Source organism: Bradyrhizobium vignae (assembly GCF_900324035.1).
In the GTDB taxonomy this organism is placed as follows: Bacteria; Pseudomonadota; Alphaproteobacteria; order Rhizobiales; family Xanthobacteraceae; genus Bradyrhizobium; species Bradyrhizobium vignae.
Genome location: NZ_LS398110.1, coordinates 2,859,178 through 2,871,412 on the forward strand (window position 1 = coordinate 2,859,178; position 12,235 = coordinate 2,871,412).

Annotated in this window: 11 protein-coding genes; 7 read left to right on the forward strand and 4 right to left on the reverse strand. The window is 63.1% G+C overall.

Annotated features, from left to right (window positions below; translation table 11 throughout):
• Positions 1-98 precede the first annotated feature (98 nt).
• Positions 99-836 carry a GntR family transcriptional regulator gene (locus BRAD3257_RS13805; protein WP_162500571.1) on the reverse strand — a complete coding sequence of 246 codons (738 nt, stop codon included), beginning with the start codon at positions 834-836 and terminating at the stop codon, positions 99-101.
• Positions 837-969: 133 nt separating this feature from the next.
• Here BRAD3257_RS13805 and BRAD3257_RS13810 point away from each other — a divergent pair, with 133 nt between their 5' ends.
• The 5 genes from BRAD3257_RS13810 (at position 970) to BRAD3257_RS13830 (ending at position 6,800) form a co-directional block, all read left to right on the forward strand.
• On the forward strand, positions 970-2,172 hold the full coding sequence (locus BRAD3257_RS13810; protein ID WP_430648824.1) for a pyridoxal-phosphate-dependent aminotransferase family protein: 1,203 nt from the start codon (positions 970-972) through the stop codon (positions 2,170-2,172).
• 130 nt (positions 2,173-2,302) lie between these two features.
• The gene (locus BRAD3257_RS13815) at positions 2,303-3,502 is read left to right on the forward strand and encodes a pyridoxal-phosphate-dependent aminotransferase family protein (RefSeq protein WP_122402282.1); all 1,200 of its coding nucleotides are present in this window, start codon (positions 2,303-2,305) and stop codon (positions 3,500-3,502) included.
• Between the two features lie 52 nt (positions 3,503-3,554).
• Entirely contained in the window at positions 3,555-4,349 is a 795-nt protein-coding gene (locus BRAD3257_RS13820) for an enoyl-CoA hydratase/isomerase family protein (protein WP_122402283.1), read from the forward strand.
• 498 nt (positions 4,350-4,847) lie between these two features.
• Positions 4,848-5,489 carry a hypothetical protein gene (locus BRAD3257_RS13825; protein WP_122402284.1) on the forward strand — a complete coding sequence of 214 codons (642 nt, stop codon included), beginning with the start codon at positions 4,848-4,850 and terminating at the stop codon, positions 5,487-5,489.
• A 159-nt stretch (positions 5,490-5,648) separates the two neighbouring features.
• Positions 5,649-6,800: a hypothetical protein gene (locus BRAD3257_RS13830; RefSeq protein ID WP_122402285.1), complete on the forward strand. Its 1,152-nt coding sequence runs from the start codon at positions 5,649-5,651 to the stop codon at positions 6,798-6,800.
• A 221-nt stretch (positions 6,801-7,021) separates the two neighbouring features.
• Here BRAD3257_RS13830 and BRAD3257_RS13835 read toward each other — a convergent pair whose 3' ends face one another.
• The 3 genes from BRAD3257_RS13835 to BRAD3257_RS39705 all read right to left on the reverse strand — a co-directional run bounded on the left by BRAD3257_RS13835 (position 7,022) and on the right by BRAD3257_RS39705 (position 10,026).
• Positions 7,022-8,593: an AAA family ATPase gene (locus tag BRAD3257_RS13835; protein ID WP_244607946.1), complete on the reverse strand. Its 1,572-nt coding sequence runs from the start codon at positions 8,591-8,593 to the stop codon at positions 7,022-7,024.
• 173 nt (positions 8,594-8,766) lie between these two features.
• Positions 8,767-9,711 carry a DUF4357 domain-containing protein gene (locus tag BRAD3257_RS13840; protein WP_122402286.1) on the reverse strand — a complete coding sequence of 315 codons (945 nt, stop codon included), beginning with the start codon at positions 9,709-9,711 and terminating at the stop codon, positions 8,767-8,769.
• A gap of 147 nt (positions 9,712-9,858) precedes the next feature.
• Positions 9,859-10,026: a hypothetical protein gene (locus BRAD3257_RS39705; protein WP_160118811.1), complete on the reverse strand. Its 168-nt coding sequence runs from the start codon at positions 10,024-10,026 to the stop codon at positions 9,859-9,861.
• A gap of 457 nt (positions 10,027-10,483) precedes the next feature.
• On the opposite strand from BRAD3257_RS39705, the gene BRAD3257_RS13850 reads away from it, so the two are divergent.
• A complete protein-coding gene (locus BRAD3257_RS13850; protein ID WP_122402288.1) occupies positions 10,484-11,458 on the forward strand; it encodes a tripartite tricarboxylate transporter substrate binding protein in 975 nt (324 codons plus the stop codon).
• Between the two features lie 225 nt (positions 11,459-11,683).
• Positions 11,684-12,226, forward strand: coding sequence for a tripartite tricarboxylate transporter TctB family protein (locus BRAD3257_RS13855; protein ID WP_162500196.1), 543 nt, complete (start codon positions 11,684-11,686; stop codon positions 12,224-12,226).
• Positions 12,227-12,235 lie beyond the last annotated feature (9 nt).

Sequence of the window (12,235 nt, forward strand, 5' to 3'; positions counted from 1 at the left end):
CCCGAGGTGATCCACAGGGGCGTTCCGCCCAGCGGATTATTCACTCTTGCGTTTGCCGGTTACATTATGAATTCAAAATGAGCAAGCTGATCGGGTTCTTAGGGCGATGCCTGTGCGCCCTCTTGGGGCTCGGTCAGGTGCTCGATCGCCGCCATCCGCTTGTTGCGCAGGTGCTGGAACAAGATGTCGCTGAGCTCGCTGCCGGCGCGGCGGCGCAGTGCATCGAGGATGGCCTCGTGCTCGCGCATCGCCTCCGCCCAACGCTGCCGCTTCCGGGCGAAATTGGCGGAGTAGCGGACGCGGCGAATGCGGCCGGCAAAATTGGCGTAGGCGGTCTTCAGCGTCTCGTTACGGGCGGCCGCGACGATGCTTTCGTGAATGCGCTGGTTGGCCTGGAAATAGCCGTGCATGTCGCGGTGCAGGTAGTGGCCGTACATTTCGTAATGCAGCTGCTCGATCGCGGTGATCTCGGCATCGGTGATGGTCTCGCAGGCGAGGCGCCCGGCCAGGCTTTCCAGTCCCGCCATGACATCGAACAGCTCCTCCAGGTCGCGCCGGCTGAGTTGGCGCACCCGCGCGCCGCGGTTGGGTAGCAGCTCGATCAGCCCCTCGGCGGCGAGTACCTTCAAGGCCTCGCGCAAGGGCGTGCGGGAGATGCCGAGCATCTCGCAGAGCTGCCGCTCGGGAACGCGCCCGCCCGCGGGGATGTTGCCCTCGACCACATAGTCGCGCAGCCGCAGCAGGATCTCGCCGTGAAGCGACGCCTCCTGGCGGTCGCCGCCATTCGCGTCGGGCGGGGTGATCGGAGCTCCGGTGTCCGGAATCGTGGATTTCATTTGCAGCACAGTAGTTTGCCCGTTTGGTCGCGTCGACGTCCACAATCGAATACCAAATTTCGATTGAATAGACAAAAAATGAATGCAAAATGATGCAAGAAGCCGGTCCATTACCGCCGACGAGGAGGTCTTCATGCATCAGGGACGCCATTTCCTGCAGATTCCCGGCCCGAGCCCGGTCCCCGAGCGCATCCTGCGCGCCATGGATATGCCTGTCATTGATCACCGCAGCGCGGAGTTCGGCGAGCTTGGCCGCACCGTGCTCGAAGGCAGCCAGAAGATCTTCCAGACCAAGGGACCCGTGGTGATCTTCCCCTCGTCGGGGACCGGCGCCTGGGAGGCCGCGATCGTCAACACCCTGTCGCCGGGCGACAAAGTGCTGATGGTCGAGACCGGCCATTTCGCCACGATGTGGCGGCAGATGGCCGGCCGTTTCGGCATCGAGGTCGATTTCATCCCGGGCGACTGGCGCCGCGGCGCCGATCCGGCGGTGATCGAGGCGAAGCTCGCTGGGGATACCGCGCACGCGATCAAGGCCGTCATGGTCGTGCACAACGAAACCTCGACCGGCGCGACCAGCCGCATCGCCGAGATCCGCGCCGCAATCGACCGCACGGGCCATCCCGCACTGCTGATGGTCGACACCATCTCCTCGCTCGGCTCGGTCGACTATCGCCACGACGAGTGGAAGGTCGACGTCAGCGTCAGCTGCTCGCAGAAGGGTTTTATGCTGCCGCCCGGCCTCGGCTTCAACGCGATCTCGGATAAGGCGCTGGCCGCGTCCAAGACCAACAGGATGCCGCGCTCCTATTTCGACTGGGAGGAGATGCTCAAGCCGAACGCAAAAGGCTTCTTCCCCTATACGCCGGCGACCAATCTGCTCTACGGCCTGCGCGAGGCGATCGCGATGCTGCTCGAGGAAGGGCTCGACAACGTATTCGCCAGGCATCAGCGGCTTGCCGCCGCGACGCGCGCCGCCGTCCATCATTGGGGGCTCGAAGTGCTCTGCCAGGAGCCGTCGGAATTCTCGCCGGTGCTGACCGCGGTGCTGATGCCGCCCGGCCATGATGCCGACCAGTTCCGGAAAGTGGTGCTCGACAATTACAACATGTCGCTCGGCTCTGGGCTTTCGAAGGTCGCCGGAAAAGTCTTCCGCATAGGGCATCTCGGCGAATGCAACGCGCTGACGTTGCTCGGCGCGCTCACCGGCGTCGAGATGGGTCTGTCGGTCGCCGGCGTGCCACATCGCTCCGGCGGTGTCGATGTCGCGATGAAGCTCTTGGAGCAGCGTCCCCAAGGCAACGCCTCGCCGCATCTGAAGATCGCCGGCACGTAAGGGTGGTCGCGGTGGGAGTAGACGGGCCGGCCCACGATCCACGGACGTCCTCTTTTGGAGGAGGGGACAAGCCGGTCAAATGGTGCTATTCGGCGCCCACCAAACCAAGGCTAGACCGGGAAGGACGCCGATGACCGTGCATACTGGAAGGCATTTCTTACAGATTCCAGGACCGACCAACGTGCCCGATCGGGTGCTGCGGGCGATGGACACGCCGACGCTGGACCATCGCGGTCCGGAGTTCGCCGAGCTCGGTTTTGCCGTCCTCGCTGCGATGCAGCGGGTGTTCCGCACCAAGCAGCCCGTGATCATCTTCCCCTCGTCCGGCACCGGTGCGTGGGAAGCGGCGATGGTCAATGTGTTCGCGCCCGGCGACAAGGTCTTGATGTGCGAGACCGGCCAGTTCGCCGTGCTCTGGCGCGGCATCGCCGACAAGTTCAAGCTCGACGTCGACTTCATCCCGAGCGACTGGCGCCATGGCGCCGATCTCGCCGAGATCGAGAAGCGCCTTGCCGCGGACAAGCAGCACGCCATCAAGGCGGTCTGCGTCGTCCACAACGAGACCTCGACCGGCTGCGTGACGCCGCCGCTGGAGGTGCGCAAGATACTCGACCGCACAAAACATCCGGCGCTGCTGATGGTCGACACCATCTCCGGCCTCGGCTCGATGGAATATGAGCACGATGCCTGGGGCATCGACGTCTCGGTCGCGGGCTCCCAGAAGGGCCTGATGCTGCCGCCGGGGCTTGGCTTCAACGCCATCTCGGAAAAGGCGCTCGCCGTTGCCAAGGCCAATCCGGGCATGCGCTCCTATTGGGACTGGCAGGAGGTCATCAGCTTCAACAAGCTCGGCACCTTCCCCTACACGCCCGCGACCAATCTGCTCTACGGCCTGCGCGAAGCCGTGAAGATGCTCGAGGAGGAGGGGCTGGAGAATGTCTGGGCCCGACACAAGCGCCACAGTGCAGCGACTCGCGCCGCCGTCAAGGTCTGGGGCCTGGAGACGCAATGCGCCGATCCGGCCGCGCATTCGCCGGCGCTGACCGGCGTGCGCGTGCCCGAGGGTCACGACGCCGACGCCTTCCGCAAGGTGGTGCTGGAAAACTTCGACATGTCGCTCGGCACCGGCCTGAACAAGGTCAAGGGCAAGGTGTTCCGCATCGGCCATATCGGCCATTTCAACGATCTGATGCTGATGGGCACCCTCGCTGGTGTCGAGATGGGTCTCGACCTTGCAAAGATCCCGCATCGGAGCGGCGGCGTGCTGGCGGCCATGGACGTCCTGAAGGGACGCGACGTGGTGCCGATGACCAAGGCCCAAGTCGCTTAGGGATCCGGGCGCTTAAGGGCGACCGAACTGAAGTAACGAAAGTGAGCGCGCGATGAACGCACCGACTGCCAACGAAGACCTGCTCTACTCCGTCCAGGACGGCATCGCGCGGATCACCTTCAACCGCCCGCAAGCGCGCAACGCCATGACCTTCGCCATGTATGACCGCATGGCGGAGATCTGCCAGGAGATCAACGCCGACCGTTCGATCAAGGCACTGATCCTGACCGGCGCCGGCGACAAGGCGTTCGCCTCCGGCACCGACATCTCGCAATTTCGCGCCTTCAAGACCGCGCAGGACGCGCTCGACTACGAGGCCCGCATCGACCGCGTGCTCGGCACGCTGGAGCAGTGCCGCGTGCCGGTGATCGCGGCCATCGCCGGGGCCTGCACCGGCGGCGGTGCCGGCATCGCGGCCTGCTGCGATCTCCGCATCGGCACCGAGACGACGCGGATGGGCTTTCCGATCGCGCGCACGCTCGGCAATTGCCTGTCGATGTCCAACATCAGCCGCGTCGTCGCGCTGGTCGGGCCTGCCCGCACCAAGGATCTGATCTTCAAGGCGCGCCTCGTCGAGGCGCAGGAGGCGCTGGCCCTCGGCCTGCTCAACGAGGTCGTGCCCGACGTCGAGACGCTGCAGCGCCGTGCCGACGAGACCGCAAAGCTCGTCGCCAGCCATGCGCCGCTGACGCTGGAAGCAACCAAGGAGGCGGTGCGTCGCATCCGCCGCACGCTGTCGCGCGAAGAGGGCGAGGACCTGATCCTGAAAGCCTATATGAGCGAGGATTTCCGCGAGGGCATGGACGCTTTCCTCAACAAGCGCGCCCCGAACTGGAAGGGCAGGTAGCGAACTCCCGCTCAAAAGCATCCCGATCGAGAAAGCGAAACAGTTTCGTTTTTTGGCATCCAATTCGCGCGACGAGAGCGAAATTTTCGATGCGTCGGTATTTTCGGGCACGGCAGGCAGCCTGTGCTCTATGGAGCCACGCGAAGCACGTGTGTGCACTCGGTCCTCGTGCCAAACAAGTTGCCATTGGTCTGTTGGGCGCACGACACATCTCTAATCCTGATAGATGCATCAGTGGATAGAGATTAACGGACCAATCTCGTTAAAAGCTCTCGTCATGATGATTGGCTTGGTGCCGACGAGTAGCTGATAGCAAAGCACTAAAGTAGTGCTTTTGGTCTTTATATGTTTCCGAAAGCGAAACAATTTCGCTTTTTAAGATTTTTTATTTGAGTTGATCAAATTGCCTTGACGGAATTCCGAAGGGATCTAATCTACTCGCGGGGTAGGGCGGCAGTCCTACGGGGGGTCCACTGGGTTTCAGCCTGAGAGGACCGCATGAGGGACGTCGATACTTACGACTACACGAAGATCCCGGCCGAGCATCGCGAGGAAGTTCGGCGTCTGACGATGCAAATTCGAGCGTCTATCCGATCCTCGATCGACTGTGGCATCGATGCCGGCAAAGCACTCATCGAGGTGAAATCCAAGCTGCAGAAGGGTGAGTTTCTCACCTACTGCAAAGAAGCTTACACCGAAAGCCTTCGCACGCTGCAGAACTACATGAACGTGGCGAGGCTGTCTGACTGCTACGGGCCCGAGGCCGTTTCGAAAGTACCCTCCCGTATTGCTTATAAGCTCGGCGCCAAGGGCGTTGCCCCCGAGTTGGTCGAGGCTATCTTGGCAGAGATCGCCGCGGGAGATATCCCGACCTTCGCAATCGTCGTGGAGCGCATCAACGAGACGAAGGGTAGCTCTAGCCGTAGCCGCCGCGCCGGCGTTTCTCCGGAAGAGCTGGATCGGCTCGCGGTCATGCTGGTCACCGCTCTGTCTTCCGCTCAGCTCGCGTCGTTCGTCGGTTTTCTGGCGGGGGCCAACTCTTCGGCGATCGGCGAACTCGGAAAGAAATGTGGATTGCTCGGCGGCGCGACCGAGGCGCCGATCGTTCCGCGCCAGGTTTCCGGGACTATTTTCGGATAGCCCTGCTCCCGCGCGAGCCTCGGACCCGCATACGCGAGACCCGACCTCCATGTAGTCGGACGCGATCTGTCGCCAACGGCTCGAACTGCATCACGACCATCCTACACCAAGCACTTTTCTGGACGCTAGGCGTCCGACAATAAGGAGGCTAGTCCAGCAATGAACGTAAACGTCCGGAAACTGTTGGAGCGTACGCGGGCATGTTGCGACCGCATTCCCAAGCGCGAAGTCAGCCCGAATACGCTCGATGCCTATCTCGGGGAGTTCGAGCGCATGCTGGCAACGGGCAATCTCGATCCGTTGAGGCCGCGCAGTAGCCGCCACACCTATTATTTTTCCCGTGCTGCATTTCATACTGCGGCAAGGATTACTTTAATCAACCTCTTCTGGGGCTGCTACGACGCCGCGGAGCGGGGCGATGCAGATCTCGCTCTGGAATATGCGCGTCGGCTTCATCGGGTGTTGATCCCGGTGGAGAAATCGTTGGCGCTCGACCCCCCTTGCGAGCCCGGCGTTCTGCCCTTCGAGAACGGGCCTTCCCGCTGGAAGCCGATTGAGGCTGAACAGACGGAAGAATGCGAAGAATCTGAGGGTGACCAGGGCGGAAAGAAGGAAGAATCTGAGGGTGCCCAGGGCGGAAAGAAGAACGTCTTGGCAGTCCTGCACAAGAGAGGGGGCGACTGGACGAGAGAGCTGTGGGATGGCGTTTCCAAGGGCTGGCCATATCAAGCGGCGCTTGCGGTTTGCCTGATCGCTGCGATCAGACCCGAAGAATTGACTGAAGGGCTGCGCAACGACGTGCATCGGCTGGGCGTTCGCCTTTCCATGAAAGAAAATGAGCTCTCGATCGAATATACACCGGCCAAGAGCCACCGTGGCCGATATGGCACCGGCCGCACCACCATCACCGTGGACTGGACCATTATCGGAGGGCCAGCGCAGTGCCTTGCCGATTTGTGCGCAGGCGGGTGCCAGGTCGTGACGATCGCCTCAACCGACGCCTTCCGCAAAGCGCTTGTCAGGCTTGGCGAGCGTGTTTTTCGCGATGTCGCGGTGTCCATCACGCCCTACGTCGTAAGGAACCAAGTTGTCGCCGACCTGAAGGCAACTTACGGGGCGGGCAGGGAGGTCGCTATTGCCGCGGGGCACGGTACCGACAAGACCCAGTCTCACTACGGCCACCAGCAGCATGGCCGGAAACTGGTCGGCTACGTGAGGATCGAAGCCGCCCGAGAGCCCCGCACCGGCAGCATCGACCGCGCGAGGCAGCTCCCCCATCGTCGCCGCCCGAAACCCAAGCCGGATCGCTGACGGTCTTAAGCTCCCGATCTTTGGACGAGACCAACCCGGTGATGCGCAGTTTCCGGGCAGTCAGGGCTGGGCTGGCGAGAACACTCGTGTCCAGTGCGGGAGCCAAGATCGCTCGGGCGCTACCGATGCTGGGCCGCTGTCGGCGCGAGACGCACGCGAGCGCAACCTGCGCCACAAATAATGTGCATCGGCAGGACCGTCTCGCGATCGAACAACATCGCTCAGTTGCGGGCGGCCCAAGCGTCATGCTCGCGCATCACGACCTCCACGACCCGGCGCAAGCGGCGGACCGAGCCGCCATGCCAGTGGCGGGCAATAGCCTGCTTCTCCGCCGTCGTGAACGGAATCATCCAGCGACGGTCGAGACCACGATCACGCAAGATGTCGGCGATCACGGCAGGCAGCAAGGCCTCGAGGTCCTCTGCGGCGGGCTTCGGAAATTCGATCTGCCGAAATCGGTCGCGCAACGGGGACGGCAGCGTGTGGGTGTGATTGGCGGTGGCGACGTAAGAAACATGGCGTAGGTCCAGCGTGGTCTGCAATGCGGGATCAGGGTATTGACGCGCGGTCTCCGACTCCAGGAACGCCAGCAGGCGATCGAACAGCCGGCCATAGTCGCGGCCAATCGCGGCCTTGTCGATTTCGTCGATGAGAATTCCGGGGTTGCCGTGGCCTGCACGCGCGATCGCCAACATGGGATGGCAGACCTGGGCGGTCGACCAGCGTCGGTCGGTGCCACCGAAGGCCGAGCCGTCGGCTGCCGTTGCGTCGGTGCGCCAACAGGATACGCCGAGATGATGAAACATGCGCTCCGCAAACCGCGTCTTCCCGGACCCCGGTTCGCCGCTCAACAGCAATGGATTTAGTCTCACCGTTGGCCGACCGACGAGATCGGCAAGGACAAAGTCGACGACGAGGGCCGCATACGGAAACTCGGCCAGCAGTGCTCGACGTACTTCGGAGAGAGGAGGCATGGCGACGAGGGGCAAGGCGATATTGATGACCTTACTCAGCGGCGCCATGATGTCCTTCAGCTTATGGCGCGAGACCTCTGCCGAATCTATTTGGGCGACCACAACCTGGCCGTTCGGCGCCGGCGCGTCGTCGGCTCGCGCGTCCTTCTCGGGAGCCACGGCGCGATCGGACTTGGTTCGTTCCACTCGTTCCCTGGCGGCGTGTGCCATGAGTTTCGCCGTGACGTCCTCAATCCGATACTTTGCCATCTGCGCGCCCAGAGCCGCCGCGGCGGTCGCGGCCGGAGTCTGGAAGGTTCTGGTGACGTCGTTCGCACAGACCGGCAAGGCTGCCCAGCCATAGGTCACCGCCTCTGCTTCGGCGGCGAGACGAAGAGGGCTGTCGTGGTCGAGCTTGCGCAGCGCGGCGAGCAAGGCTCTTGCAACACGTCGATGGTCCTCGATGAGAGCCTTGTCGCGGGGCAGCATCAGCGAGGTCAGCCGGATGCAATCGGCAAGACCCCGCAGCTCACTCTTGTCCTCGACGACGGAGCGGTGGTCGAGCTCCGCGGCGAGCCTGCTACCGGTGTCGGCATTGGGCATGTCCAGCCATGCGGCGGCCAACGGCAAGCCGGGACAGCTTTCCTCGATGTCGGCTGCAAGTCGCTGATAGACCGAATTGACGCCACGCGAGGCGAGCAGCCCATATCGGAGAATCCGCGGCAGCTTGGCGAGTTCGTCGTCGCTCGAGGCTGAATCCTCCGCCGCCCCTTCGATGAGATCCAGATCGAAAGCGGTGAACGTTATCTCGTCCGTATCGTCGGTCATCATCTTGTCCATGAATGCATCGCTGCAACCGGCCGGCGATCGGCCGCCCGATGTTTGTTGTGAAGGCCTCGCCAGGGGCGGAAGGCAACGCCCGGCGCCTCGGGCTCGATCGGCGGTGCGGTGCCGCCAGAAGCGCTGAGGCCCCCGCCGCACGCTCTCGGGAGCGTGCGACGTCGACCTTCGTACTAGAGATGCATCAAGGGGCGCTGATTGGGGTCGATCGCCCGCCACTTCGAAGAATCGACATGGGCACCGCACGCCACGGCGGCGGCGATCGCCATCGAGGGGAGGGCGACGTCGACGGTCAGGCGCATGCGATCGGAGGCTCCGGGGATCGGGCTCAAGACGCCGGCGTCGAACAATGCCGCGCGGCGGGCGCGGTTGACTGCGCTCGCGCTCGGATTCGTGGTGATGCGAATGTCCGAACCGGCCGCCACCACGAAGCGGTCGCCGGCGGGATAGCCGTGCGCCCACAGCGTGTCGTCGTAGCGAAGCTCGAACTCGCTGCCGCCGCGCGGCAGGTCGACACCGATTTCCATCGGGCCGGTCTCGTCCGCCTCGACGGTTTCGGATGCGGGAATCTCGGCGATCTGCTCGTGCGCGCCAGTGAACGGTGAGGGTTCGAAAGCGGCGAGGCCGGCGTCGAACAGAAGGCGCTTGCTATCCTCCAGGATGCGCTCGAGAAGCGGAACGTCGAGCGGGTCGAGTTCGGGCAAGCGGGGCGGGCAACCCGCCATCACCTGCAATGCCCTGCCCGCCTTGGCGGCCTGCGTCAGCGTGTACTGCAGATAGACGGCCGTGTCCTTGGTGAAGCGGAACCCTTCGGCGCCCCGGACAACGAAGACCCGCTGCACGAACGCCTTCTGAGGATCGGCGGCATGTTCTCCCAACCGGCGGCCGACATTGTTGGTCTCCCCGAGATAGATGCGCCCCGAGCCGACCATGGCGTAGAAGGCGGGGCAGGCAAGCTCGCTTGCGATGATGTCCGAAATCAGTGTCGACGGAAAATCGAGAACCCGGACATGGGCGGCGCGGTCGGTGACCTCGCGCACGTCGGCAATGCCGCCACAGGGCCGGTAGATGTGGGTGGTGCTGCGGGCCAGCACGGCCTTGCTCTTGAACAACGACATTGAAGAACTCCTGGGGCTTATGAAGATCCTGTCCGAACGGGGCAGCACGGCACTGGGCTCGGCTCGAACGAGCAGCGCCGTGCGGCCATGCCGCGACGGGGCGTCGCCGGCGTGCGGATCGCGGGTCTGGGGTGAGTAGGGCGGGTGCTAGTTCAGGGGCGAAGCCAAGAGCATTGCCTCGTTCGCCGACTTGCAGCGCGCGAGCGCCGCGACAACCTGCTCCTCGGGGCCGCCCTGGCGGCCCTTGCGGCCGGGAACAGCAAGCTTGAAAGCGAAAACGATCGCCGAATCGGCGGTATAATGGCCATCAGCCATGATGGACTCCATCGAAGTCTGTTGTGGTCAGGCCGTCGTCCGGTGCTCCAACATCGGCGGCGGCCGCCTTCGCGTTTATTGCGGCGGCAGGACAAATGTAGAACGCGGATCTGAGAAAAGCCAGCTGCATGGCATAAATTTTTAGCGGGATGGTTAACAGCGCTGGTTCGCTTGAACGCGGTTCTCCGTTGTCGAGAGTCTACGTGAGGGAAAGGAGCTATGGTTGAAGATCGTTTGTCTCGAGCCATCGTTTCGTTCTTGCGAGAGAACTTTGTCCATGGACCCACTCTGGGCGCGTGGTCGCATCTGCGGGTGAACCGCGACTCGTTGCCTCAACAGCGGGTTCCGCCCAAAGTCACATTGCGCAACTGCCTGAACATGCCATTACTTGTCGAGGCAGAGACATGATGATCTTGTCGGCGATAGAACCACAGGGAAGAGACGCGTGCGAAAACTGATGATGGTCGCTTGCAGCGCAGGAGCGCTGTTGGCAGCTGCTCCCGCCTTCGCCGGCTGGGAGCCGACGAAGCCGGTCGAGATCGTGGTCGCCGCGGGCGCCGGTGGCGCCTCCGATCAGATGGCGCGGATGATGCAGGCCGCGATCCAGAAGAACAATCTGATGAAGCAGCCGATGGTCGTCTCGCTCAAGGGCGGCGCCTCGGGCGCGGAAGCGCTGATGTACATGAAATCCAGCGAGGGCGATCCGAACAAGGTGCTGATCGCCTATTCCCTGATCTACATGCTGCCGCTGTCGGCGAAGATCCCGTTCAACTGGCGTGAGCTGACGCCGGTCTCTGTGGTCGCGCTCGACCAGTTCGTGCTCTGGGACAACCGCGCAGGTCCCAAGACGGTGAAGGAATTCGTCGCGGCCGCGAAGGCGGCGAGTTCGCCATTCAAGATGGGCGGCACCGGCTCCAAGCGCGAGGATCACGTGCTCACCGTATTCCTGGAGCAGAAGACCGGCGCGAAATTCTCCTATTTGCCATACAAGTCGGGTGGCGAAGCCGCGACCCAGCTGGTCGGCAACCACACCGAAGCCAACGTCAACAACCCGTCCGAAAATCTCGAGGTCTGGCGCGCCGGCCAGGTGCGTCCGCTCTGCGTGTTCGACAAGGAGCGCATCTCCTACACGACGAAGGTGACGGACACCCAGTCCTGGGCCGACATCCCGACCTGCAAGGAGGAGGGCGTCGACGTGCAGTATCTGATGCTGCGCGCGATGTTCCTGCCCGGCAAGGTCACGGCCGAGCAGCAGGCGTTCTATGTCGATCTGTTCCACAAGGTGACGCAGACTGCCGAATACAAGGACTACATGGAGAAGCAGGCGCTGAAGCCGATCTTCCTCACCGGCAAGGATATGGTGCAGTTCCTCGAGGAGGACGATGCGCTGAACAAGTCGCTGATGACGGAAGCCGGTTTCGTCGCGAAGTAGTTGTCTTCTTCACCTCTCCCCGCTTGCGGGGCATAGGTGGCCTAGGCGGCCATTCTCAAGGGGACGCCGAAGCGGAGCTTCGGCTATGTTGCATCGAAGATGCAATCCGGGTGAGGGGGACTCTCCGCGAGTCCAGCTTTCACCGTCCTCGTGGAGACTCCGCCTCACTCTAACCTCTCCCTTGCAAGCGGGAGAGGGATCAGCCGCAGCGTTTGTTGTTCGCCCATGTCCCAAACCGATATCGAAATCGTCGTCGACGATCCAACCGCGCCCGAAGACGACTCGCCCTCCATCGTCGCCTCCGGCACGATCGAGATCGTCGTCTGTCTCCTGCTGCTCGCGCTCGCCATCACGCTCGGCTACGACAATTGGCGCACCGGCGCGTCCTGGGATGCGACTGGGCCCGAGCCCGGTTATTTCCCGTTCTATCTCTCGGTCATCCTCGGCGCCGGCAGCCTCTACGGCCTGATCTCGGCGTTCCTCGCCCGGCGCTCCTCGCGCGAGACCTTCGTCACGCACGCGCAGGCCCGCCGCGTCATGGCGGTGTTCGTGCCGACGCTGCTGTTCTGCGTCGTGACGCAGTTCCTCGGCCTCTATGTCGCGAGCTTCCTCCTGATCGCGGGCTTCATGCGGCTCGTCGGAAAGATCGCGCTGTGGAAGTCGCTGCTCACAGCTTTCGTGTTCACGGCGATCATGTTCGTCACCTTCGATATCGCCTTCGACGTCATCATGCCGAAGGGACCGCTCGAAGCGGCCCTCGGCCGCTAGGCGGGCCCA

Bases quoted from the DNA above. Each gene is read 5' to 3' on its own strand.
- BRAD3257_RS13805 (WP_162500571.1), bottom strand. From the start codon at position 836: ATGAAATCCACGATTCCGGACACCGGAGCTCCGATCACCCCGCCCGAC.
- BRAD3257_RS13810 (WP_430648824.1), top strand. From the start codon at position 970: ATGCATCAGGGACGCCATTTCCTGCAGATTCCCGGCCCGAGCCCGGTC.
- BRAD3257_RS13815 (WP_122402282.1), top strand. From the start codon at position 2,303: ATGACCGTGCATACTGGAAGGCATTTCTTACAGATTCCAGGACCGACC.
- BRAD3257_RS13820 (WP_122402283.1), top strand. From the start codon at position 3,555: ATGAACGCACCGACTGCCAACGAAGACCTGCTCTACTCCGTCCAGGAC.
- BRAD3257_RS13825 (WP_122402284.1), top strand. From the start codon at position 4,848: ATGAGGGACGTCGATACTTACGACTACACGAAGATCCCGGCCGAGCAT.
- BRAD3257_RS13830 (WP_122402285.1), top strand. From the start codon at position 5,649: ATGAACGTAAACGTCCGGAAACTGTTGGAGCGTACGCGGGCATGTTGC.
- BRAD3257_RS13835 (WP_244607946.1), bottom strand. From the start codon at position 8,593: ATGGACAAGATGATGACCGACGATACGGACGAGATAACGTTCACCGCT.
- BRAD3257_RS13840 (WP_122402286.1), bottom strand. From the start codon at position 9,711: ATGTCGTTGTTCAAGAGCAAGGCCGTGCTGGCCCGCAGCACCACCCAC.
- BRAD3257_RS39705 (WP_160118811.1), bottom strand. From the start codon at position 10,026: ATGGCTGATGGCCATTATACCGCCGATTCGGCGATCGTTTTCGCTTTC.
- BRAD3257_RS13850 (WP_122402288.1), top strand. From the start codon at position 10,484: ATGATGGTCGCTTGCAGCGCAGGAGCGCTGTTGGCAGCTGCTCCCGCC.
- BRAD3257_RS13855 (WP_162500196.1), top strand. From the start codon at position 11,684: ATGTCCCAAACCGATATCGAAATCGTCGTCGACGATCCAACCGCGCCC.